18 protein-coding genes and 1 tRNA gene are annotated in these 25,543 nt (G+C 36.2%); 11 read left to right on the top strand and 8 right to left on the bottom strand.

The features are described 5' to 3' along the window. Nucleotides 1-2,907, bottom strand: coding sequence for a hypothetical protein (locus H9Q20_RS02105; RefSeq protein WP_187478178.1), 2,907 nt, complete (start codon nt 2,905-2,907; stop codon nt 1-3). A 10-nt stretch (nt 2,908-2,917) separates the two neighbouring features. Then, complete coding sequence (locus tag H9Q20_RS02100) at nt 2,918-4,456, bottom strand: T9SS type A sorting domain-containing protein (protein WP_187478177.1); 1,539 nt, start codon at nt 4,454-4,456, stop codon at nt 2,918-2,920. A gap of 549 nt (nt 4,457-5,005) precedes the next feature. Here H9Q20_RS02100 and H9Q20_RS02095 point away from each other — a divergent pair. From H9Q20_RS02095 to H9Q20_RS02085, 3 genes are all read left to right on the top strand, one after another. Continuing rightward, entirely contained in the window at nt 5,006-5,533 is a 528-nt protein-coding gene (locus H9Q20_RS02095) for a hypothetical protein (protein ID WP_187478176.1), read from the top strand. A 7-nt stretch (nt 5,534-5,540) separates the two neighbouring features. Beyond that, complete coding sequence (locus H9Q20_RS02090) at nt 5,541-6,155, top strand: inorganic pyrophosphatase (protein ID WP_124643378.1); 615 nt, start codon at nt 5,541-5,543, stop codon at nt 6,153-6,155. Nucleotides 6,156-6,336: 181 nt separating this feature from the next. Continuing rightward, nucleotides 6,337-8,523 (top strand): sodium-translocating pyrophosphatase, encoded by a 2,187-nt coding sequence (locus H9Q20_RS02085; protein WP_124642662.1) that lies wholly within the window; start codon nt 6,337-6,339, stop codon nt 8,521-8,523. 42 nt (nt 8,524-8,565) lie between these two features. On the opposite strand, the gene H9Q20_RS02080 is transcribed toward H9Q20_RS02085, so the two are convergent. Together H9Q20_RS02080 and H9Q20_RS02075 are read right to left on the bottom strand one after the other, a co-directional pair. Beyond that, complete coding sequence (locus H9Q20_RS02080) at nt 8,566-9,708, bottom strand: aminotransferase class I/II-fold pyridoxal phosphate-dependent enzyme (RefSeq protein ID WP_187478175.1); 1,143 nt, start codon at nt 9,706-9,708, stop codon at nt 8,566-8,568. Between the two features lie 92 nt (nt 9,709-9,800). Then, nucleotides 9,801-10,943 (bottom strand): methionine aminotransferase, encoded by a 1,143-nt coding sequence (locus H9Q20_RS02075; RefSeq protein WP_187478174.1) that lies wholly within the window; start codon nt 10,941-10,943, stop codon nt 9,801-9,803. A 147-nt stretch (nt 10,944-11,090) separates the two neighbouring features. Between H9Q20_RS02075 and H9Q20_RS02070 the strand changes: the two genes are divergently transcribed. Continuing rightward, the gene (locus H9Q20_RS02070) at nt 11,091-12,110 is read left to right on the top strand and encodes a M28 family metallopeptidase (RefSeq protein ID WP_187478173.1); all 1,020 of its coding nucleotides are present in this window, start codon (nt 11,091-11,093) and stop codon (nt 12,108-12,110) included. Between the two features lie 49 nt (nt 12,111-12,159). On the opposite strand, the gene H9Q20_RS02065 is transcribed toward H9Q20_RS02070, so the two are convergent. Next, nucleotides 12,160-12,231 (bottom strand) — tRNA-Arg (locus tag H9Q20_RS02065). A gap of 304 nt (nt 12,232-12,535) precedes the next feature. Between H9Q20_RS02065 and H9Q20_RS02060 the strand changes: the two genes are divergently transcribed. The 3 genes from H9Q20_RS02060 to H9Q20_RS02050 all read left to right on the top strand — a co-directional run bounded on the left by H9Q20_RS02060 (nt 12,536) and on the right by H9Q20_RS02050 (nt 15,059). Beyond that, entirely contained in the window at nt 12,536-12,985 is a 450-nt protein-coding gene (locus H9Q20_RS02060; protein ID WP_410369582.1) for a septal ring lytic transglycosylase RlpA family protein, read from the top strand. Nucleotides 12,986-13,191: 206 nt separating this feature from the next. Continuing rightward, nucleotides 13,192-14,700 (top strand): F0F1 ATP synthase subunit beta, encoded by a 1,509-nt coding sequence (atpD, locus tag H9Q20_RS02055; protein ID WP_124642672.1) that lies wholly within the window; start codon nt 13,192-13,194, stop codon nt 14,698-14,700. A gap of 77 nt (nt 14,701-14,777) precedes the next feature. Then, on the top strand, nt 14,778-15,059 hold the full coding sequence (locus H9Q20_RS02050) for a FoF1 ATP synthase subunit delta/epsilon (RefSeq protein WP_124642674.1): 282 nt from the start codon (nt 14,778-14,780) through the stop codon (nt 15,057-15,059). Nucleotides 15,060-15,186: 127 nt separating this feature from the next. On the opposite strand, the gene recQ is transcribed toward H9Q20_RS02050, so the two are convergent. Further along, nucleotides 15,187-17,385: a DNA helicase RecQ gene (recQ, locus tag H9Q20_RS02045; RefSeq protein ID WP_187478172.1), complete on the bottom strand. Its 2,199-nt coding sequence runs from the start codon at nt 17,383-17,385 to the stop codon at nt 15,187-15,189. Nucleotides 17,386-17,552: 167 nt separating this feature from the next. On the opposite strand from recQ, the gene H9Q20_RS02040 reads away from it, so the two are divergent. The 4 genes from H9Q20_RS02040 to H9Q20_RS02025 all read left to right on the top strand — a co-directional run bounded on the left by H9Q20_RS02040 (nt 17,553) and on the right by H9Q20_RS02025 (nt 23,652). After that, nucleotides 17,553-18,512 carry an SIS domain-containing protein gene (locus H9Q20_RS02040; RefSeq protein ID WP_187478171.1) on the top strand — a complete coding sequence of 320 codons (960 nt, stop codon included), beginning with the start codon at nt 17,553-17,555 and terminating at the stop codon, nt 18,510-18,512. Between the two features lie 52 nt (nt 18,513-18,564). Beyond that, nucleotides 18,565-19,392: a twin-arginine translocase subunit TatC gene (gene tatC, locus H9Q20_RS02035; RefSeq protein WP_241154776.1), complete on the top strand. Its 828-nt coding sequence runs from the start codon at nt 18,565-18,567 to the stop codon at nt 19,390-19,392. A 276-nt stretch (nt 19,393-19,668) separates the two neighbouring features. After that, nucleotides 19,669-21,924 (top strand): T9SS type B sorting domain-containing protein, encoded by a 2,256-nt coding sequence (locus tag H9Q20_RS02030; RefSeq protein ID WP_124642682.1) that lies wholly within the window; start codon nt 19,669-19,671, stop codon nt 21,922-21,924. 111 nt (nt 21,925-22,035) lie between these two features. Next, nucleotides 22,036-23,652 (top strand): M1 family metallopeptidase, encoded by a 1,617-nt coding sequence (locus H9Q20_RS02025; RefSeq protein ID WP_187478169.1) that lies wholly within the window; start codon nt 22,036-22,038, stop codon nt 23,650-23,652. Nucleotides 23,653-23,732: 80 nt separating this feature from the next. Here H9Q20_RS02025 and H9Q20_RS02020 read toward each other — a convergent pair whose 3' ends face one another. Both H9Q20_RS02020 and H9Q20_RS02015 read right to left on the bottom strand, forming a co-directional pair. Then, entirely contained in the window at nt 23,733-24,020 is a 288-nt protein-coding gene (locus tag H9Q20_RS02020; protein WP_124642706.1) for an ATP-dependent Clp protease adaptor ClpS, read from the bottom strand. Between the two features lie 32 nt (nt 24,021-24,052). Next, complete coding sequence (locus H9Q20_RS02015; RefSeq protein ID WP_124642686.1) at nt 24,053-25,414, bottom strand: hemolysin family protein; 1,362 nt, start codon at nt 25,412-25,414, stop codon at nt 24,053-24,055. Nucleotides 25,415-25,543: the final 129 nt, after the last annotated feature.

Below are 25,543 nucleotides of genomic sequence, written 5' to 3'. Positions count from 1 at the left end.
TTATGGTAGTTGTTTATAATTACTTTTTACTTCTTTCAGTATATTCCCATTTACATCAACAACAGCGGTGAGTTTATTATTAACGTCATATTTGTAAATTTCCCTCATCCCAGAAGGAGGTGTTACTGTGGTTACACCAATCATTGGATCGTAGGTATAGGTTGTAATCATAAAATTAGTAAGCGATGCTTGATTTCGAAAGACATCCATAGCTATCATTAACGTTTTTTCAGCTGCTTCACTGGTATCCAAATTAGATTTTGCAATCATATCATTGGCCAATGTGCCTATATTTGAAAGTGTAGCTCCTTCAATTCTTGCAATGGGTAATGTTTGATTGTACCCCCAAATAATGGTTACAGGATATCCTTTGTCAGACGAGTCAATATTTGTTGTAAACTGTTGTAGATTTCCTTTACTATCATAAATATCATACCTAACGGATTTGCTTACCGTATTATCTAATGGATTTGTATCAACCTGTGAACTAGGCAACAAAAGTGAACTGTTTTCAAATTTTGTCTCAGTCTTTTCGATTGTTTTTCCGTTAACTTTTCTTTCAATTTCTAACGGTGTAGAAAGTGCATTTGCAGTTATTAAAGCGGTATTTCCTTTTTCAGTAGCGTATTTAAAATAAGTCTCAGAAGTTTTACCGTCTGAGTTGGTGTCTTTCGAGTACTCTATTTCAAAATTATTAGTTCTATATGTATTTTCTAATTTCCTTTCAAGATAATTTTGTGTAGTGTCGTCAAAAAGCTTCTCCACTGTTTTATTGGATTTGATATAGGATGGTCGAGATCTTACATTGCCATAAACAACATAGTCGGGAGCGTTAGGAACCGTATCATAGGTATATTCAAATTGCATGCTACTAATTAAACGGTTTTGTGAATCAAACGCTTCTTTCTTTTCCAAAATTCCTTGTTTAGTCAAGTTATAACTTGGAATATATGTAGGATCTATTACTCCATTTATTCCTATAGTATTAATATAATCTGTTGGTACTTTGAAATAGTATTTTGTATATCCATTTTGATTTTCTTTAACTTTTACGTTTTTATATAGTACATATGGCATATACATCGCGTTTGAGTTTCCATTATCTTCATTACTAAAACTAAAACCACTTGAGTTCATAGGGGTAGCAAAGTCAGTATATTCATATTCGGTTATATTTTGAGGATTATAAGCATAGGCATTATCATAATTTTTAATGCTTTTTATTCTAACTCCTGCCGCATTAAAAGTGGTGCTATTTCTATAAGGAGGGGCAAGTTTGTTTATTTCATAAATATTAAACATTCCCTGACCTCCCGTGCCATAAATTTGCAGGGTATAATTCCCTGCTGGAAGTTGGAAAGATTGGATATTTGTATTATTATAGTTACAATAGCTACCATAAATAAACTGTCCATCTTTTTTAATTGTATAATTAACAAAAGGATCTCCATCAGGGTCTAAGATTGGATCTAATGAATTACCACTAAGGGTATATAGATTGGTTACTTGAAAGTTTATATATATAAGTTTTCCAAGGAATTGGTTTCCTCCTGTTACACTAAATAGATAGCTGGTATTTTGATTGGTATCAAAATAGGTTTCTGATTTATTTTTGATGAATTGTATTTCCGGATCAGAAAAACTACTTCCATCTAATACTGATAAATTATAACTTGTGTTTTTATCTTGAAAAACTTCATTGGCCTCATAATTATACTCTATAAATCCACCTGCTGGGAGATTTATTCTACTCAATGTTCCAAAGGTTCTATTTTTTGGGTCGGCATATGTATTAGAACAAAGGTACTCACCATAAGGGACAGAAATATCTGGTGCATAGTTAGTTAATGACCCAGAACCATCATAATTAAAGGTTGTTTTTTCTACAATACTTCCGTTTTTATTTGTCTTTTTGATAGCTTGAAGCGTTCTTTTATTTTGAATTTCATAACCATAATTAAAGCCAAATGATGAATATTCGAAGAGATATTGGTTAATTACATTCAAATTCTTATCTTTTATTGTAACTGAGTTTAAACGATAAGGATCGTTCATCGTCCCTTCCATATCTGGGTACTTATAATCAAAGGAAATATTTCCAAAATTTACAGTCTCTATATTCTTTAATTTACAGGTCTTATATATAAGTTGAGTGGTATTAGGTTTAAATTTGGAATCCTTTTGATATGAAAAATTAACCAACTCCACTCCATTTATGTCTAATATTTTTGTTAAAAAAAATGCCGATTTGTATTGTTTTAGTGTTGAACCATTAAAGCCAGTGGCAAACGTTGAAATACTGTAATCGTTAAATAAGTACTTAAATCCTTTTTCATCAGTAAGGGTAAATGATGATAGTAATAGTGTTGCAGTATTACTTTCTCTTGTATAATCAAATTTTATTCGGTTCGGGGAAAAGTTTTCTATCGAAAAGGTATTGTCAGTAGTATTTCTTATTATTTTAAATTTACCTGATCCCCCAGGAAAGCTATAATAATAAAAGTCATCAAAAATATTTTTCTGATAACCAGCAGCAGAGGTATCATCAAATTTTTCATCAATTTCTCCAATTATCTCTCGAGAAATGACTCCGCCAGTTAGTAAAGACCAACCTATACCTACTTCACTTGCAGACTCAGATTCATTTACATTTCCAACATGATATGATAAATATGCTCCTACTTTTAATTCTTTGTTAAAAGTAGGTATACTTGCCAATGGGAGAGATATTTCTGGAATTCCAGTTGCAATAGACATAGGAGTATTTACATAAGTAGATAAAGACGAGACTGATGGAACAGGTTTAGAAAATTCGCCAAAATTAAGCTCCTGTACTTGTTGCTGTGCTTGTATTGTGTTTCCAAGAACACAAATAAATACACTTAGGATTATTCTTTTTATCTTCATTCTGTTTTTATTATTTCTTAATTATTTTAGCATTTGCCGATTTATTGGTATCTGTTTTTATAGCTATCAAATAGGCTCCTTGAATTAGAGATTGGGTGTTGATTTTTGTCACTCTATTTTTAGTACGTACATTTTGAATAAGTTTTCCACCCATATCGTACACCAAAATATCGGCTTCTTTAAAATCATAACCTATTTCAACATAGGTATAATCTGATACAGGATTAGGATAAATGCGGATATCCTGCTTTTCTATCAAATCATTAATTTGTTTATCTCCTAGCTTTACGATTTTCCAATTCTCTTTTCCCAATTCTTCTGCGCTGGTTCCCGCTAATACAATTGTCCCATCCCTATTAAGTTTCAAATCAGAAAGTCTTTCCTGACGCTTTTTGGACTCTCCTTTGACATACTTTCTCCATTGTTCTTTACCATTACTATCTAGGTATAATAACCAAAAAGTTTCATCCTCATTTTTTATTCTTTCTTCCGCTTGGGAGTATCCGCCAAGTAAAATCCCCTTGTCTGTATTTAAATCGTCAATCACATTCATTCCCATCAGTAGGTCACGATTACCCAAATTGTAAGACTTTTGCCATAACTCTTCGCCCTTTTCGTTTATGGAGATAAGCCACAAATCGCTTCCCTCTTCAATTCCTACGGATTTATTTTCCGATTTTTCGGAACGGCTTTCGCCTCCAATAATATACCCCGTTGAAGTTAAAGCTATGGTTCTCAAATGATCATCCCCGTTTCCTCCAAAATTTTTCTCCCACTCAACCTTATTATCCTTCGAAATCTTAACAATCCAATAATCTCCCTCTCCATTATTTTCAGCCTTTTTTGAACCCCCTATATCACTTCGGGAGTAAATTCCAAGTAATGCTCCTCCATCTTTGGTGGGAATCATTTTTTCTACTTCATCTAAGCCTTTACCTCCCAAAATAATTTGTGAAAGTTCCTTTCCATTTTTATCCAGTCTTATAATGAGGACATCTTTGGAGCCATATCCCTTAGCAGTATTTTGAACATTTCCTGCAATAACAAAACCTAAATCCGTTGTTTGAATAACTGCTCGTGATTCTTCATCAGAGCTAGTTCCTATGGTTTTCTGCCAAAGTTCATCTCCAAATTCATTGAGGCGAATCAACCAAATATCTGATCCTCCATTAGATTCTTGTTTTTTATCTAATCCCACATTTGAATAAGTGGTTCCTGAAACAATAAATCCTCCTTCTTGAGTGGCAACAGTTGATCCGATAAAATCATGGTTTTTTCCAGAAAAGTACTTTTCCCAAACCCGTTCGCCCTGTTGGTTTAGTTTCACCAAATGGAAATCGTATCCAGTGTTTTGGTTTTTGGCAGAAATATCGTGGTTATTGGATTGAATAGAACTTCCAGAGATGAGATACTGCCCATCTATAGTAGTGGTTACTTGGTTTAAAAAATCTTGTGTGGAAGACTGAACGTCTTTTTGCCATAAAACCTCTTGAGCAGATAGGTTTATAAACCCAAGCAATGCTACGACAAAAGTATATTTTTTCTTCATATGAATAGGTGTTTTTCCATGTTATAAAAATGACATTAACTTTTTAGTAATTGTTTTTCAATTTTTTTTTCAAAATTTTGCATTTCAAAAATATAAAAAATTTTACCTTCAGCAAATATTTTTAAAAAGAACAATCCCGTCCTAAATAGAAGAAATAAGAAGGAATTTAAGTGACTCTAATTATCTTAGAGGTTGCAAAACAAAAAACCTTCTTATGGGTTCAAAAATAACATTATTTTGACTATATCGAATCTTCGATTTCTCAGATTATTTCAAAAATAGACCGAGTATTTTTAAAAAATTAGTAACCGAGAAGAAAACAGATTACCGAAATAAAGGTTTTGATAGTTGGACTCATTTGATATCTTTTTGAAAAGTAGAAAAAATCCGCACAAAAATTGACTTTATGCGGGAATAATTTACTCTAAATTTTATTTAGGGCAGTATTGTTCTTGGATAATCTATAGTTCAAACCTTTCATAAGTCAAACCCTTGTATTTTTTTTAAAAAAACTCATGTTTTTTTCATAATTTTGCGCTTTAAAAAAAAATGAACTTTAGTAGTCTTACTCCATATTTGCCATATATTTTTGCTGTTGTCGTTGCAACTCCTTTTTTGGTTTTGTTGAGACAATTTGTATATTATTACATCAATGCGAAAGAAAGAGAGCTAAAGTCTTTAGGAATGTCTGTTGGACAAGAGTCCAGACTTCAAGCTTTCGAAAGAATGACTCTTTTCTTGGATAGGATGAAACCTTCTCAGCTGATTTCTAAATTCGATAAAAATTTAGCAATTCACGAATTTATTTACCTTACAGAAAGGAGCATACAAGAAGAGTTTGATTATAACTCTACCCAACAATTGTATATTTCTACTGTAAATTGGCAAAATATCGTTACTTCTAAAAACAGATTGGTGGCGCTATTGCATTCGACCTACGAAGGATTGGGGAACCAAGCGAATCTGGATGACTATAAAACAGTTTTCATGATGAATTATACCCAAGAAGGCGATTTTGTTTCACAAACCATAGACGAAATAAAAAAAGAACTTTTAATAATAAATTTTAACAATTAACAATACAATGATTCCAAATTTTAAAGCACATCCATGGCACGGTATTACCGCTGGCGAACAATGCCCAGAGGTAGTTAATGTTTTTGTAGAGATTGTGCCTCAAGACACCATTAAGTACGAAGTGGACAAAGAAACAGGATATTTGAAAGTGGATAGACCACAAAAATTTTCCAACATCATCCCGGCACTTTACGGTTTTATCCCAAGAACTTATTGCCACGACGAAGTGAAAAAATTAGCCATAGAATCGGGATCAACCGATGTGGTAGAAGGAGACAACGACCCGTTGGATATTTTGGTACTGAGCTCTCATAACATCCATTCCGGTGGTTTGATGATGGAAGCCATTCCAATCGGTGGTTTCAAAATGATCGATAAAGGCGAAGCCGACGATAAAATTGTTTCTGTAATGGTGGGCGATCACGCTTTTGGTCATTTCAGAGACATCAGTGAGTTGCCAGAAGCAGAAGTAAACAGGTTGATGCACTATTTCCTAACTTATAAAAACTTACCAAACGAAGAGGCAAAATGTAGAATTGATAACATCTACGGAGCTGAAGAAGCTAAGAAAGTCATTTTGGCTTCTCAAGAAGATTACGCCAGAATCTACGGTGCTAAATAATCTTTAAAAAAAATATATCGATATAGAAAACAGTGAGCCTAGCTTGCTGTTTTTTTATTTTCCTTCATTTCGTTTTTGTGATTTGTAAATATTGAATATAATTTTTATCATATTTTTAAATTTTATATGAATTTATTTATTATTTTTAATTCTTATATAAACCAAATACAAAAACTGAACTATGAATTTATTTTATTTGATCCCTATTTTTGGGTTGGTCGCTTTGCTGTACACCTTTCTGCAAAGCAACTGGGTGAGTAAACAAGCTGCCGGAGACGAGAAAATGAAAGAAATCTCTGGACATATTGCCAACGGCGCTATGGCTTTTCTAAAAGCTGAATACAAAATTTTGACTTATTTTGTATTTATTGTTGCTGTATTGCTGGGCATTATGGGGATGTCCAATTCCGATTCTCATTGGAGCATTGGTCTGGCTTTTGTTGTTGGAGCAATTTTTTCTGCATTGGCAGGTTTTATAGGTATGAGAATTGCCACCAAAGCGAATGTGAGAACTGCAGAAGCCGCGAAAACTTCTTTGTCTAAAGCACTAAAAGTTTCTTTTACCGGAGGATCCGTGATGGGAATGGGAGTGGCCGGTTTAGCTGTTCTAGGACTTGGATCTTTATTTTTAATCATTAAACAAATTTTCGCCCCAGATGCAGAAGTCGATTCCAAAGGATTGATACAAACCATCGAAATCCTAACCGGTTTTTCTTTAGGAGCCGAATCCATCGCACTTTTTGCAAGAGTAGGTGGCGGGATCTATACCAAAGCCGCCGATGTAGGTGCTGATTTGGTCGGCAAAGTAGAAGCCGGAATCCCGGAAGATGACCCAAGAAATCCTGCAACCATAGCAGATAATGTAGGAGATAATGTAGGTGATGTAGCTGGGATGGGTGCCGATTTGTTCGGTTCTTATGTCGCTACGGTTTTGGCGACCATGGTTTTGGGGAGAGAGACGATTTCCCAAGATCAATTTGGTGGCTTTGCTCCCATTCTTTTACCCATGCTCATAGCAGGTTTGGGAATTTTATTTTCCATTATTGGTACTTTTTTTGTGAAAATAAATGAAAACTCTCCTTTAGAAACTTCTAAAGTTCAAAATGCCCTGAACCTAGGAAATTGGGGAAGTATTGTGATTACCGCCGTGGTTTCTTATTTTTTAGTGGATTATATTTTGCCGGAAACAATGGTGCTAAGAGGACACGAGTTTAGTAAAATGGGTGTTTTTGGAGCCATTATGGTTGGACTTTTGGTAGGCACTTTAATGAGCGTCATTACCGAATATTACACAGCAATGGGAAAAAGACCGGTGTACAGCATTGTCGAGCAATCTTCTACAGGACATGCAACCAATATTATTGGTGGACTATCTGTGGGTATGGAATCTACATTTCTTCCTATTTTGGTTTTAGCAGGTGGTATTTTTGGATCCTATCTTTGTGCTGGTTTGTACGGTGTTGCCATTGCTGCAGCCGGAATGATGGCAACAACAGCCATGCAATTGGCTATTGATGCTTTTGGACCAATTGCCGATAACGCCGGTGGAATAGCTGAGATGAGTGAATTGCCCAAAGAAGTTCGTGAGAAAACCGATATCTTGGATGCTGTCGGAAATACAACGGCTGCCACAGGAAAAGGATTTGCAATTGCTTCTGCGGCACTAACTGCTTTGGCGTTGTTTGCGGCTTTTGTAGGTATTGCAGGTATCGACGGGATTGATATTTACAGAGCCGATGTTTTATCCGGACTTTTTGTAGGCGCTATGATTCCGTTTATTTTTTCATCTTTAGCCATCACTGCGGTGGGACAAGCTGCAATGGCAATGGTGGAAGAGGTGAGAAGACAATTTCGAGAAATTCCCGGGATTTTGGAAGGTACAGGAAAACCCGAATACGACAAATGTGTTGCGATATCCACCGATGCGTCCATTAGAAAGATGATGTTGCCCGGAGCCATTGCCATCATCTCTCCTCTTTTGGTTGGTTTTATTTTTGGACCAGAAGTTTTGGGCGGCTTCCTAGCAGGAGCGACCGTCTCAGGAGTTTTAATGGGAATGTTTCAAAATAATGCGGGTGGTGCTTGGGATAATGCTAAAAAATCTTTCGAAAAAGGAGTGGATATAAAAGGTGAAACTTATTTCAAAGGATCAGATCCTCATAAGGCATCGGTAACTGGAGATACGGTGGGAGACCCTTTCAAAGATACTTCTGGACCGTCCATGAATATCCTGATAAAATTAATGTCCATTGTTTCTTTGGTGATTGCTCCAACATTGGCCACCTTGCACAAGGATAAAATTGAAGAAAATAGAAAAGCAAAATTGGAAACTTTACAACATGTAAAAACCAATCATCATTCAGAATAACAAATAATAGTTTATGAAACGAAACCTCCTTTTTGGGAGGTTTTATATTTTCTTCAAGTTTTCCACAGCTTGTACGATGGTATCTTCGTGTTTGGCAAAACAAAGTCTGATTTTACCAGTATCGATGTGGTCGTGATAGAAAGCTGAATACGGAATTGGAGCAACCTTGATGGTTTCGATGAGCCATTTAGAAAATTCTAAATCACTCATATACGGTTTGATGTTCTTGAATCCCACGGTTTGAAAATAGCCTCCTTCTACCTTTGGATCCAGATCAAAGGGGAGCTCTTCGAGTAAATGATAAAAGAAATTTCTTTTACTTTGATAAAATTTTCTGTGCTCTTCAGCATCGAAAACCTCTAAATATTTAGCCAAAGCATATTGAGAATAGACATTAATATTGAAGGAAAGGTATTGATGCAAATCCTTGAAGGCTGACATGAATTTTTCTGTCCCCGTGATGTAGCTGGCTTTCCATCCGCTAATGTGGAACATTTTTTCAAATGAAAAAACAGAAAAACTCCTGTTCTTAATTTCTGGATGCAAACGAGCGGAGTAAAATTCGCGATGGTCGTAACAAAGCAAATCGTAAACTTCGTCCGAAACGACCAAGATATCGGTGTTTTTTATGACCTCCCAAAGCTGGTCCCAATCTTCTTTTTTCCAAACTTTTCCCGTTGGGTTACTCGGAGAATTGACGATGATGCCTTTTGTTTTTTTACGAATAAGAGATTTTAGTTTATCCCAATCGATGCTGTAATTTTCTTCCATTTGAAAATAAACAGGTACTGCACCTCGAATTTCAATAGCTGGAGCATAGGTTTCGTAACACGGTTCGATAACGATCACTTCATCTTCGGGTTCTAGAAAAGTGGCCAATGCCAGATGTATGCCGTATGTGGCTCCCGGGATAACCGCCAATTCATTTTCGGACAGTTCTAATGGGTGATTTCTTTTTTTATTGAACTTGATGAGGTTTTCCGTCAATATTGGTAACTCCGATACCGAAGCATACTGAAAAAGATTTTGGTCTGCCGCTTCTATTAAAAAATTTTGAAGCCGAGGATCCGGATGGAAATCTGGAGAACCCTGACTTAGATTAACCGCAAAATGCTGATTTGCCAATTCAGCTATTTCGGTATAAATATTGACTTTACCTGCAGAATGTCTTTTTCTGAACTTCATTAATGGTATTTTAATTAAATTTAGTTTTTGTTGAATAAAATTAATTAAAATTCGGTATTGTGCAATGGTGTCTGTGGTTAAATTTGAATATTCTATAAGTTTTTCATATTTTTTACTGCTTGTTCGATAACTTCTTCTCTTTTTGCAAAACAAAAACGAATGTTTCCAGTGTTTTTTTGATCGTGATAAAATGCCGAAACCGGTATTGTAGCTACTTTTTTCTCTGTTGTAAGCCATATTGCAAATTCCTTGTCGGACATATTGGGTTTTATGGTTTTAAAATTCCCGGTTTGGAAATAACTTCCTTGCGCTGGTCTTTGCAACTCAAAAGGTGTTTCTTGCATCATGTCCCAAAAATAATCTCTTTTTGACTGCATCAGCTCTGTATTCTTCTTTTGATCGAAAATTTCCAAATACTGCGCAAGGGCTTGTTGGGCAGGTGCATTCACACAAAAAGTGAGGTATTGATGTACTTTTCTAAAGGCAATGCTTAGTTCCTCAGAGGCAACGATATATCCAATTTTCCAACCGGTAATGTGAAACATTTTTCCAAATGAAAAAATACTGAAGCATCTCTTTTTGAGTTCGGGGTGGTGAAAAGCACTGTGGAATATGGCTTTGTCATAGACCAAAAGATCATAAACTTCGTCGGAAATTACAATGATGTCGGTGTTTTTTATAACTTCCCAAAACTGATTGATGGACTCTTTGCTCCAAATTTTTCCTGAAGGATTGTTGGGGGAATTGATGATGATGGCTTTGGTCTTTGGAGAAATTGCATTTTTGAATTCGTCCCAATTGAGTTCAAATTTTTCATTCAATTGTACAAAAATGGGTTTTCCACCATTCATCTCAATAGCAGGGACATAGGAGTCGTAACACGGATCAAAAACGATGACTTCATCTCCCGGTTGTAGTATAGTAGCTAAAGCGGTATAAATGGCATAAGTTGCACCGGGGACAATGGTAATTTCTTCTTTTTCAATAGTTAACGGTAGGACTCTATTTTTGTTGAAGGCCACCAGATTGTCAATTAATAAAGGATTGCCTTGTAAAGGCGCGTATTGGTTAAAATTGTTTTCTGTGGCTTGGCTAAGAAGTTTTTTTAGCTTTGGATCGATTTCGTAATCGGGGAAGCCTTGGGATATATTGATGGCTTGGTGTTGTTGTGCCAATTGTGACATTTCTGAAAAAATGGTCAAGTCACTGCCGCTGTGTTTTCTTTGGATGTTCATCAGGAGTATTATTCGTTCGGTAATACAACGCAAATTCGGAATAATTATTTATTTTAGCCGTATCAATTGATGATAAAATTTGATTTTTTATCGATTGAAATCCCATTCTTACTAAATTTTCATTAAAAAAATACAAAATACTTATTTATGAAGAGAGTCTCCATATCGGTACTTATCCTATTAGGATTGGTTTCTTGTAAAACCATTGATTATACGACCAACGGAAAAGCGTACAATCAAGCGTATGAATCTATAAAATCCGATGAGTTAAAGAAAAATTTATTCGTAATTGCCTCCGACGAAATGGAGGGTAGAGATACCGGAAGCAAAGGCCAAAAAAAAGCAGGCGATTATGTAATAAATTATTATAAAGATCGAAAAATTGGCTATCCGGAAGTATTGGGTTCGTATTTTCAAAAAGTACCTGCAGAATACATGAATAAAAAATCGTGGAACGGGAAACGATTTTCGGACTCGGATAATATTTTGGCTTTTATCAAAGGCAGTGAGAAGCCCAACGAAATTGTCGTAATCTCTGCGCATTATGACCATATTGGAACGAAAAACGGAGTCGTTTATAACGGTGCCGATGACGATGGAAGTGGTACAGTTGCTGTTATGGAAATCGCTGAAGCCTTCAAATTGGCAGAGAAAAAAGGGCACGGTCCCAAAAGATCCATCTTATTTATGCATGCAACCGGTGAAGAGCACGGGCTTTTTGGATCATCTTATTATGTCGATCATCCTGTATTTCCTTTAGAAAATACCGTGACCAACCTTAATATAGATATGATTGGTCGTTGCGATCCGGGAAATTGCAATCAAGACTATGTATATGTTATCGGATCGGAAATGTTGAGCTCGGAATTGAAAATGATTTCTGAAGCAGCAAATAACAAGACTTATAAAATGAAGTTGGATTATAAATACGACGATCCCAAAGATCCGAATCGTCTATATTATAGGAGTGACCATTATAATTTTGCCAAAAATGGTATTCCTGTTGCTTTTTACTTTGATGGGATTCATGAAGATTATCACAAAGAAACAGATGACCCGGAGAAAATAGATTACGAATTGCTAAAGAAAAGAACACAACTAATTTTTTCAACAGCATGGGAGTTGGTCAACCGAAAGGATAGGATTGTGGTGGATAAAAAACATTAAACAAATTGGAGATGAACAAGAAAAGGTTCGTCTCTTTTTTTGGGAAAAATGACTCCACCAAGAATCGAACTTGGATCTAAAGTTTAGGAAACTCTTGTTCTATCCGTTGAACTATGGAGCCTTTGGTGCAAATTTAGGATAAATCTGCTTTTAAACTTCATTTAATTGAATTGAAAATGTAGGATTTAGCATTGGATTTCAACCGTATAATTTTAAAAATATTGTGTGGTGTTAAAATTTATTTTGAAATCATTTAATAGGTTGATAATCAGATTTTTAATTCAAGTTTAGTAAGTGTTTTTTGATGATTTTGTTAATTATTTTTAACTTTTAGTGTATTTTTTAACATTTTTTTAACAGTCTTTTGAATCGCTTTATTCATAGGGAGTTGCAGGTTTTGTTATGATTTTTTTAAGAATAGTTTGATGCTTTTTAACGAGGTGGTTTTTGTCGGAATTGATAACCGCCTAATTTTGCCCTCGTTAAAACCCCAAAAATTCAAAAGTATGATGAAAGGAGTTAGTCTCGTAATCATAATGATGATTTCAATGCTAAGTTTTTATTCATTTTCGAGTGAAGCAACCGATGCAAAGACAAGTTTAATATCGTTCTACCACGATAAATTTAACGGTAGAAAAACAGCAAGCGGTGAGCTTTTTGATAATTCAAAACTTACAGCAGCTCACAGAAGTCTTCCATTCGGAACTAAATTGAAAATGACGAATATTAAAAACGGAAAAAGCGTTGTCGTTAGAATCAATGACAGAGGACCATTTGTAGCGTCTAGAGCATTAGATGTATCCAAAGCAGCTTTCAAGGCCATAGCGCCAGTAGGCCACGGTGTAGTCCCTGTTGAATATGAAGTTATTAATTAATAATACATTTTAGACTAATGAAGAATCGGATAAGCATCCGATTCTTTTTTTTAGCATTTAATTTTAAAATGACGAGCGAAACATCAAAAACAAGCCTTGGGCTTATTGGTGTTCGATGTTTAAAAAAAATATGACAAAAATCTTTTGTTAATCAATTGCAGATTTGTCAATTATCACTATATTTGCACACACGAAAAAATTTAGCAATGGCAAACCAAATAAAAGGAAAAATTTCTCAAATTATCGGTCCCGTTATTGATGTGGTTTTCAAAGAAGTTGAAGAACTTCCGAAAATTTACGACGCTCTTGAGCTCGTTAAAGATAACGGAGAAAAAGTAGTCCTAGAAGTAGAACAACATATCGGTGAAGACACAGTAAGATGTATCGCAATGGATGCAACGGATGGTCTTAAAAGAGGACAAGAAGTAACAGGACAAGGTCGTCAAATTACCATGCCTACAGGGGAAGGTGTTTACGGAAGACTATTTAATGTAGTTGGAGATGCCATCGATGGTATCCAAGACTTGTCAAAAGATAACGGTTTGCCAATCCACAGAGAAGCTCCTAAATTTGATCAATTATCAACTTCTGCTGAGGTGCTTTTTACAGGTATCAAAGTAATTGACCTTATCGAACCTTATGCAAAAGGGGGGAAGATTGGTTTGTTCGGTGGTGCTGGTGTAGGTAAAACTGTATTGATCCAAGAATTGATTAATAATATTGCAAAAGGTCACGGTGGTCTTTCTGTATTCGCCGGTGTAGGTGAAAGAACCAGAGAAGGAAATGACCTTTTGAGAGAGATGTTGGAATCAGGAATTATTAAGTATGGTGAAGATTTCATGCACTCTATGGAAAATGGAGGTTGGGATCTTTCTAAAGTAAATCTAGAAGAAATGAAAGACTCTAAGTGTACTTTCGTTTTCGGACAGATGAACGAACCACCAGGTGCAAGAGCTAGAGTAGCCCTTTCTGGACTTACAATTGCAGAATATTTCCGTGACGGTGATGGTGAAGGTCAAGGTAGAGATGTACTTTTCTTCGTTGATAACATCTTCCGTTTTACCCAAGCTGGTTCAGAGGTGTCTGCACTTCTAGGGCGTATGCCATCAGCGGTAGGTTATCAGCCAACTTTGGCTTCTGAAATGGGTGCGATGCAGGAAAGAATTACTTCTACTAAAAACGGATCTATTACTTCTGTACAAGCTATTTATGTACCTGCGGATGACTTAACCGACCCGGCTCCGGCTACAACTTTCGCCCACTTGGATGCAACAACCGTATTGGACAGAAAGATCGCTTCATTGGGTATTTACCCAGCGGTAGACCCATTGTCTTCAACTTCAAGAATCCTTACTCCGGAAATCCTAGGTGCTGAACACTACAACACCGCTCAAAGAGTAAAAGAAATCCTTCAAAGATACAAAGCGCTTCAAGATATTATTGCGATCCTTGGTATGGAAGAATTGTCTGAAGAAGATAAATTGGTTGTATATCGTGCCAGAAAAGTACAAAGATTCCTTTCTCAGCCTTTCCATGTTGCTGAGCAGTTTACAGGTATCCCAGGTGCTTTGGTAGATATTAAAGACACCATTAAAGGATTTAACATGATTATCGATGGAGAATTGGATCACTTGCCAGAAGCTTGTTTCAACCTAAAAGGAACTATTGAAGAAGCAATCGAAGCAGGAGAGAAAATGCTTTCTGAGAACAAATAAGAAATTTTAAATTTTAAATTTTAGATTGTGGATTTTGTCTAAAATTTATAATCTATAATCTATAATTTCATTTAAAGATGATTATAAAAATATTAACCCCGGAAACTGTAATTTTTGAAGGTGAGGTAGAATCTGTTCTACTACCAGGGAAAAATGGGGATTTCCACATCATGAAAGATCACATTGCCATCGTTTCGTCTTTGGTTAATGGAAATATAAGACTTTTCACCAATGAAGTTCCTGAGCAATTTGCCAAGAACCTTAGAAAAGAAAACGAATCCAAATCGGTTTATTCTTTTTTAGTTAAAAGTGGAGTTATCGAGTTCAGTAATAATAAAGGAATCATCCTTGCTGAATAAGACAAAAGTCTTTGATAAATTAAAACTGGGTTGCCTAAGCAACTCAGTTTTTTTATGCAGTAATCATAAAAAATCGATTCAAATATTACAATTGAATCGATTTTATATTTAAGCTAATATCTACAACCTAATTGGCAATATCACTGATGAATTTTATTCTGAGCATCCTTAGTTCTTCATCGCTCAAATCATCACCAAATTCATCGGTGATTACCTTCATGCTATCGCTTTCGGACTCTTTCATAAAGTCCATAAACTCATCGATTAAATCTTCGTCAATCGTATCTTCAATATAATAGTCGATATTTAGTTTGGTACCTTGATAAACAATTTGTTCCATTTCTTTTAAAAGATCGGTCATGGTAAGATTTTTAGCCTTGGCAATATCTTCAAGATCAATTTTTTTATCGGTACTTTGTATGATGAAAACCTTGTGCGAAGCTTTGTTGGCCACTTGTTTTATGACCATATCTTGAGTTCTCTCAATTTGGTTATCTTCTACATATTTTTTGATAAATTCGGCGAATTCTTTACCAAATTTTTTGGCTTTACCTTCACCAACTCCGTATATTTTGCCAATTTCATCAATGTTGATGGGGTATTGCACCGTCATGTCCTCCAAACTGGGATCCATAAATACGGTGTACGGAGGGATTCCTAATTTTTTTGCAACCTTTTTTCTAAGTTCTTTTAGTAGGTTAAAAAGATTTTGGTCTAGGGAATTTCCTCCTTTAACTTCAATTTGATCGATGTCTGCTTTTGTTTGGGCAAGGTCGTATTCTCGATCTTCAGCAATTAAAAATTCTATTTCTTTGGAGTTTTTTAGAATTTCATTCCCTTTTTCGGATATTTTAAGAACACCGTATGTCTCAATATCTTTAGTTAAAAATCCTTGAACCGTAGCTTGTCTGATGATGGATTTCCAATAATTATCCGATTCTTTTTTTCCAATACCAAATTGTTTGTGGCTTTCCAACTTATACGATTTTGTAATGGAGCTTTCTTTACCTGTAATAATATTGATAAGGTCTTTGGTTCTGAACTTTTCGTCCAAAGATTTTACAGTATCCAATACGATTTTCAGTTCATTGAAAACATTTTTTAATTTTGGAGGGTTTACGGAATTGTCGTCCATTTTTGCACCAGCTCCTTTGATTGGGTCGAAAACTTCACCAAAATAATAAAGAAGGTATTGTCTGCGGCTCATGGAAGTTTCGGCATAACCAACCACTTCATTGAGCAATTGCAAACCGATTTCTCTTTCTGAAACGGGTTTTTGAGCCAAGAATTTTTCTAATTTTTCAATATCTTTTGGGTCGTAAAAGGCTACACAATGTCCTTCGCCACCGTCTCTGCCGGCCCTACCGGTTTCTTGGTAATAACTTTCTAGTGATTTTGGTATGTCGTAATGGATTACAAATCTCACATCCGGTTTGTCAATACCCATACCAAAAGCAATGGTTGCGACTATGATGTTGCATTCTTCCATCAAGAATTTGTCTTGGTTGCCCATTCTGGTTTTGTTGTCCAGCCCAGCGTGGTATGGGAGTGCGTTGATCCCGTTGACCTGAAGGAGTTGTGCAAATTCTTCAACCTTTCTACGGCTTAGACAATAGATAATTCCAGACTTACCTTTATGAGTGTTTATAAATCGTATAATTTCTTTATCGATATTTACTTTTGGCCGTACTTCATAAAATAAATTAGGTCGGTTAAAGCTTTCTTTAAAAACCAAGGCGTTGTTCATGCCCAAAGTTTTTTGGATGTCGTCTTGTACTTTTGGAGTTGCCGTAGCCGTTAGCGCAATTACCGGTACATTGGCGATTTTATCGATGATGAGTTTTAGATTTCTATATTCTGGACGGAAGTCGTGCCCCCATTCCGAAATACAGTGTGCCTCGTCAATGGCGACAAAAGAGATCTTCACTTCTTTAAAAAAATCGAGATATTCGTCTTTTATTAGAGATTCTGGAGCAACATAGAGCAGCTTGGTTTTGCCCGATTTTATGTCGTCCATCACCGTTCTGGTTTGCGACTTGTTGAGGGACGAATTAAGAACATGGGCAACACCTTCCTCTGAGGATAGTCCATTAACGGCATCGACTTGGTTTTTCATCAAGGCGATGAGTGGCGATACCACAATGGCTGTACCTTCGGAGATAAGTGCGGGTAACTGATAACAAAGTGACTTTCCACCGCCTGTTGGCATCAAAACAAAAACATCATTGCCCTCCAAAAGAGATTCGATAACTTGTTCTTGTTGTCCTTTGAAATTTGAAAAGCCAAAATGCTTTTTTAGTTCTTTAGATAATTCCGTGTTTTTCATTGTAACTTCAAATGAAATCAAAAATTGTTTTAAATTTGCACTAACTTCAAAATTAATCATTATTCATCAGAAATCAAATTTTTAATTAATTTTTTTTAGTAAGAAATATGAATTAAAAATTAAAGAATGCAGGTTCTAAATTTCTGTAAATTACGAAATCCATCCGAATGAATTCAGAACAAATCCAAGAATTAGGAAAAGAAGCAATAGAAATTGAAATAAATGAGTTGGTAAAACTTAAAGAAAGAATTGATGCTGACTTTGTAAAAGCAGCCGAATTGATAGGCTCAGCGAAAGGAAAATTAATTGTAGTTGGAATCGGAAAATCGGCTCATGTAGGAAATAAGATTGTTGCAACACTCAATTCTACCGGCACTCCTTCGCAGTTTTTACATGCTTCTGAAGCCATACACGGCGATTTGGGAGTGGTGCAAAAACAAGATGTGGTTTTGTGCATTTCCAATTCCGGCAACTCTCCTGAGATTGTTAATTTGGTGCCTTTTCTAAAAGAATATTCTTCTGCTCTGATTGGCATGACCGGAAATTTGAACAGCAAATTGGCCGAGTTCTCCGATGTGGTACTCAATACCAAAGTTGATAAAGAAGCGTGTCCCAACAAATTGGCTCCTACATCTTCGACTACGGTTCAAATGGCTTTGGGTGATGCTTTGGCGGTGGTGCTTATGGAAATGAAAAATTTTAGAGCCAATGACTTTGCCAGATTTCATCCAGGTGGAAGCTTGGGGAAAAATTTAACCTCGAAAGTGGAACAATTTTTATCGTCCAAGAAACCACAAGTTAGTCCAGGAGCAGGTATAAGAGAGGTGATCATTTCCATCAGTTCCTCTTCTCACGGAATTACCATTGTTGCTGAAGAGGATAAAATTCTAGGGGTCATTACCGATGGTGATTTAAGAAGGATGTTGATGAAGGACGAAGATGTTTCTAAGGTTTTGGCAAAAGACATCATGTCGAAAAATCCTAAAACCGTGGAGAAAAATACTTTGGCGAAAGTAGCAATGAAAATACTGAAAGACAACAATATCGGACAGTTGGTGGTGACTAACAATGGTGAATATTTCGGTATTATCGATCTGCATACTTTGTTGGACGAAGGGATTAATTAATGCTGATTTTAATTTAGAATTCAAAATTTTGAAAGAGAACGAAGAAAATGATATGTCCTTTTGGGGACACATTGGCGAACTTAGAAGCCATCTGATACGATGCGTGATTGCCATAATAATTTGTGCATGCGTCGTTGGTTTTAATATAGAATGGATTATCGATCATGTATTTTTTGGACCGGTTCGGAATGATTTTCCAACCTTTAAAGTGGTTAACCATTTTTCCAGAATGTTTATTGGTGAAGATAGTATCACGCTTCCTGCCGATTTTCCGGTGAGGGTTCAGAGGCTGTATCAGCAATTTAATGTGATGATGGCCGTGTCCATATTCGGAGGGATCGTTTTGGCATTTCCCTATATTGTTTATGAGATTTGGAGATTTATTTCACCGGCTCTTCACGAAAATGAAAGAAAAAATTCTCTTTTTGTGATTAATGGAATTTGGATTCTTTTTATGATGGGAGTCCTGTGTGGATATTATTTAATTTTGCCCTTTGCGGTTAATTTTGGAGTCATTTTTAAAATTTCAGACATCATCATTCCATTGTACGATCTTTCGGATTATGCGACACTGTTTTTACAAGTCGTTCTCGGGATGGGAGTGATGTTTTTATTCCCAATGTTGGTGTATTTCTTAACCAATATGGGATTATTAACTCCGGAATTTATGAAAACCTATCGTAGGCACGCCATTGTACTGATCATGGTAGTCGCTGCAATTGTTACACCCGCCGATGTGATGAGCATGATGATGGCAGCCATGCCTCTATTGTTGCTGTATGAAATTTCTATTATGATGTGCAATCGTACTTTTAACATTCTCCAAAAGAAAGAAGCTTTGGAAAATAATAAAGCATTGGCAAAAAAAGATACGGTATAAAAATTTCTTTATACAATTTGGACAAGTCAAAAACCCCAATAGGTTTTTGACTTTTTTATTTTATTTAATGGTTTGATATTGTGTTATATATGAATGTTTTTAGTTGGGTTTATTTTAGAACTTCGTTTTCTATAAAGTGGATTAGCGGCTAAATAAATTATTCTATACATAATAAATGCAGTAATGTTCGTTTTTTTTATTTATTAATACATATTGTTTAAAATAAAAGCCATATATTTATCAAAAACTTATATTAACCAGTATTAACGAATGAATATGCGAAAATCTCTATCGGCGTTGCTTTTTATTTTCATCTTTTTTAATTATCAATTTTTACAATCTCAAACCTATCAACTCACCGGAAATCCTGTAAATACCAACGGATGGTCTTTGGTGTCCAATGCGATTGTAAGTACGGATTTTGTGCAGTTAACAGCCGATCAAGGAGGTTTGTACGGAGCCATCAAACTCAATGATCCTATTAATCTTAAATATTGTGATAAATGGAAAGTGGAGTTCGATTTTCGAATTGATGGAAACGGAACGACAACCTACGGCAGAGGTGATGGTTTTACTTTCTGGTATTTGTCCAATCCCCCAACGGGTTTTGTCTCTGGTGGCGGATTGGGAATTCCCGCAAATGCCTCGGGTTTAATGGTTGGATTTGATATTTTTAACAACACCACAGAAGGGCAGATGAGTAAAATTCATTTGTTGTACGGCACCAATAATACGCCAGGAAATAATATAGAATTTAACAACACCCCCGGAAGTACATTTCATTCGCCAGATCTAATTTCTACACAACCTTTCGTTGGTCCTACCTTTAAACATGTTGTTGTAAATGGAGAGGTTGATCCTGCCAATCCCAACAATTGGATCATAAAAATCACTATGGACAATGTGCAAATCGTCAATCAATCTTTTGCACCTTCCAATGGAGCAATTGGCATGGGACAGGGTTATTTCGGGTTTTCTGCTGCAACAGGTGGTGCCAGTGCTAGGCATTCCATAAAAAATGTAAAAGTTTATGTTGATAAAGTACCTATTTTTCAAAACAACATTACTCCAGAGGTGTGCATCAATCCCAATACCAATTTGGGTTCTGTAGATCTTACACAGTACGAAAATCAGTTTGTTGCCAATCCGGCAAATTATACTTTTACTTATGTGGTGCAGGGGAGTACAACACCGGTGGCCGATCCAAGCAACTTTCAATATACTGGAAATACCAATGTGCAGGTGATTATTAAGGATCCTACAGCAACTTTGTGTGATAATGGAGATGGAATTATTGAACTCCATCCAACGCCTTTTGTAGCCAATGATGCGATTTTGACCTCTTGTCAAAATAACAATTCAGGACTTGCTACTTATGATCTTACCACGGCCAATGTGATTAATGACCCTACGGCAACCAAAAAATATTTTGCAACGATGGCCGATCTCAATGCCGGGATAGAGATTCAGAATCCATTTGTTTATACCTCTCCAACTACTGATGTCTATGTGTTGGTGACCAGTGCCAATGGCTGTTCGAGTATTGCAAAAGTTTCACTTCAAATTTATTTGAACGCATTGGTAAACGATCAAACTTTGAAAACCTGTTTCTTAGAAAATCTTACAACCAACGGAATTTTTAATCTTACCCAAGCCAATGTTACAGGGACTCCAGGAGTGGTGAAAAAGTATTATCCATCACCAACCGATGCCGTTAACGAGACCAACGAAATTCTTAATCCAACGGTTTATAATGCTCCATCGGGATTTGTTTTTGTGAAAGTGAGCACCAATCAAGGCTGTTATAACATTGCTAAAATTACTTTACTTGTAGAGCTTCCTCAACCTTCACCGATTCTTAAAGATCAAATAATTTGTACAGAAGATACGACAACTTTGGATGCAGGTCCCGGTTATATAGCATACGAATGGAGCACAGGAGCGACCACTTCATCCATAAGCAATATTGGTGTTGGTGATTATTGGGTGAAACTAAGCAAAGACGGTTGCACAACTTTGCAAAAAGTTAAGGTGATCCCTGCTGAAGTACCCACGATTACCCATGTCGATGTAACCAATGCAACACTTTCTGTTGTTGTTTTTGGTGGAAAAGCGCCGTATCAATATTCAATAGACAATATTAATTGGCAATCATCCAATGTTTTTACGGGTGTATTTAGAGGACAAGTAAAAATTTATGTCAAAGACGAAAGCAACTGCCAACCCATTATCACCGAAGTTACCGTACCCAATTTGGTGAATCTCATTACGCCAAATGACGATGGTTACAACGACACAATCGATTATTCGGCATTGGGTTATAAAAAAGATTTTACATTTACCGTTTTTGACCGTTACGGAGTGGTAGTTCATCAGGCCAATAAAAACAACAATTACAAGTGGGACGGAAAATTGGGAGGTCGAAAACTGTCAACCGGTACCTATTGGTATGTTATCACTTGGAAAGAAAACGATATAAAAGAAACCCCTATTAAATTTTCCGGGTGGATCATGCTTAAAAATAGAGATTAATTTTATTAAGAATATCGTGGAGCGGCTTCGGTCGCTTTTTTTTTATTTAAAAGGGTGTAAACTGGGATTGCTCAGATTATTTCTTATTTTTGAATTGATAATTGAAAACGAATGAAAAAAGGACTCGCTTTATTGCTATTGTCAAATTTGGTTTTGGCACAAAATTTAACAAAACAAGATACTTTGAAAGGCAGTAATACCGCATACAGAGATTTTTGGGATGTTAAAAAATATACCATTTCTGTTGAACCCAATTTTGAGAAAAAATCACTGCAAGGATACAACGAGATATCTTTCGAAATCTTGAAAGACACTACGACTCCAACTTTTCAAATCGATCTGCAACAGCCTATGGATTTTCGTTTGGTTAATGATATAAATGATGGTTTTACAGTGGAAAGAACAGGAGATTTTATCTTCATCAAATCCAATAAAAATTATAAAAAAGGTGAAAAAGGAAAACTGAAAATCGAATTTTTCGGAGAACCAAGAATTGCTAAAAATGCCCCTTGGGATGGAGGTTGGGTTTTTGCTCAGGACAGTTCCGGAAAGCCTTGGATGTCTGTTGCCCAAGAAGGTGATGGCGCCTCGCTTTGGCTGCCCATCAAAGATATTTGGAGTGACGAACCGGAGAATGGCATTCAGCTTAAAATCATAACTGCCGAAGATTTGGTCGGAGTAGGGAATGGACGATTAATTTCTACAGAAAAGAGCAACGGTAAAAAAGCGTGGACTTGGGAAGTGAAAAATCCCATCAATGCGTATTCCATAGTGCCAACCGTTGGTAACTTGGTCAATTTTAAAGACCATTATTTGGGCGAAAAAGGAAATTTGGACTTGGATTATTGGGTCTTGGCCGAAAATTTATCCAAAGCCAAACAACAGTTTCAACAAGTAAAACCCATGCTAAAAGCTCTAGAATTCTGGTTTGGTCCGTATCCTTTCTACGAAGATTCCTACAAGATTGTTGAGACACCTTACTTGGGAATGGAGCATCAAAGCAATGTTGCCTACGGTAACCACTACGAAAACGGATATTTGGGAAGGGATCTTTCTGGGACTGGAGTAGGATTGAACTGGGATTTTATCATCGTTCATGAGAGTGGACACGAGTGGTTTGCCAACAACATCACCGCCAAAGACCAAGCCGATATGTGGATTCATGAAAGCTTTACCAGCTATTCCGAAACGCTGTTTACGGAAAAATTTATGGACAAAATCTCTGCCGATAGATATGTACAAGGAACACGACGAGCTATTTTGAACGACATACCTATCATTGGAGCGTATGGTGTAAGAGGCAAAGGTAGTGGAGACATGTACTACAAAGGGGCCAATATGCTGCATACCATACGACAGGTGATCGGCGATGACGAGAAATTTAGATCCATACTTCGGGGTCTTAACAAGGATTTCTACCATCAAACGGTGACCACCAAGCAGGTGGAAGAGTACATAAACGCCAAGTCCGGAATGGATTTCTCATCGGTATTTGATCAGTATCTTAGAACAACCAAAGTGCCTGTTTTGGAATATTATTTCAAAAAAAATAAAGTTTATTTTCGTTGGCAAAATACCGTTGAAGATTTCACAATGCCTTTAAGATTTGGAGATTACACCATTGTGCTATTATCCGACAAGTGGGGGAAAATGAAAATTAAAAAAAATACTCAGTTTGAGTTTAATAAAAATTACTACATACACTATAAGGAAGTAAAGGGAAAATAAAAGATTCTACAATCGTTTTCATAACACAAAAAACTACCCCAGTCGGAGTAGTTTTTTTTATGATGTTCGTGGGGCTTTTGTTAAACAATTTCACTGGTCAAAGACTTAGAAATTAGTTTTTCGTGCATGGGTTTTAGCAGATCCATGCTTCCCGTTTTTACAGTGGCTTTGCCTTTGTAATGAACCAGTATGGTACATTGTTCTGCCTGTTCTAAGGTGTGTTTGCAAATGTCTATCAGGCAATCGATCACATAATCGAAGGTGTGGATGTCGTCATTATGAAGGACCAATTTATAGACTTCGTCGGTATCGTCCAATACCAAAACATCCTCTTCATATTTCCTTTTCGGATCGTCGTATAAATACATATCGTCAATATTCATTGCTCAAAATAAAAAAATTAATTTTCGCTAATTTCATCCATCATAGTGTCCATGATGTTTTTAGGATCGTAGGTTAACTCGACCAATTCGACACTTTTATTTTGCATTTTTAAAATTTTGAAATGGTAATCGTAAAAGTCGAATTCTTGATTTTCTTCTGGGATGTCTCCCAATTCATGCATGATAAAACCGGACAAGGTGTTATAATCTCCTTCTTCTGAAAGAGGTAATTTTTTTGGAAGGTATTCGTTGATTTCATCCAAAGGTTGTGTCGATTTGATCCAGAAAATATTGTCGCCAATTCGGTCCACCATTTTTTCTTCTTCGTCTTCTTCATCTTGGATCTCACCCACCAATTCTTCCAAAATATCTTCCAAAGTGATGATGCCTTCGGTACCACCAAACTCGTCGATAACGATGGCCAAGTGTTGTTTCTTTTGTTGGAAAACCTTTAATAAGTCTGAAATTTTCTTGGAACCCACCACAAAAAATGGCTCACGAAGGTAATCTTTAAAATCAAAATGCTCCAACTCTCCTTTGTGTTTTACATAGGCACGAATAATTTCTTTGGTATAAAAAATCCCGATGATGTTATCGATAGAGTCTTCGTAAACGGGCAATCTGGAGTATCCGCTTTCTAATATTTTATTCAAAATTTCTTCCTTTTCATCGGTGATGTCAATGGATAAAATATTTTGTCTAGGCACCATGATTTGTTTTGCCGAATGGTCGGTAAAGTCAAATGCATTTTTGATGATTTCGTAATTCTCTTCCTCTATTTCTCCAGAGTCTGCACTTTGTTTTACCAAAAGTTGCAACTCTTCGGACGAGTGAATGTCTTGCTCCGATGCCGGATGGATGTTGATGATCCTAAGGAATGCATTGGAAAGAACATTCATAGACCAAATAAACGGCTTGAAAAGATTGGTGAAAACACGAAGTGGATAGGATATGAATAATGCCGTAGGTTCTGGTTTTCTAATCGCAATGGATTTAGGGACCAACTCACCAAAAACGATGTGCATAACCGTGATCAATAAGAAACTGGCCACCATGGAAACTGTAGTGATGGTTCCGGCTGAAAATTCTATTCCCATGGTCGTGAAAAGACTCATAAAAACATGTTCTAAAGCACTTTCTCCTACCCATCCTAATGCTAGAGAAGCGAGGGTAATGCCTAATTGTGTTGCTGATAGATAGGCGTCCAGATGTTTTAGGATGTGTTCTGCCTGCTTTGCCATGGTGTTTCCTTCGGCGGCTTTCAGCTGGATTTGGGAGTATCTAACTTTTACGATAGAAAATTCTGCGGCTACGAAAAAGCCATTGAGTAAAACGAGGAAAAGGGCAATGAAAATCTTGACTAAACTGTCGGGGTCCATGTATTTAAGTTATGTATAATTTACAAATATATAGATATTTTTTTAATGTGCATTTATTTGTTCAATAAGAAGGATGCAATCAAGCATTTGATAATGCAACGGTTGGTAATAAAAAAACACTCTGGAAAT

This window comes from Amniculibacterium sp. G2-70 (assembly GCF_014353055.1).
Taxonomy (GTDB): Bacteria; Bacteroidota; Bacteroidia; order Flavobacteriales; family Weeksellaceae; genus Amniculibacterium; species Amniculibacterium aquaticum.
This window is presented reverse-complemented; position numbering and strand designations above follow the sequence as displayed.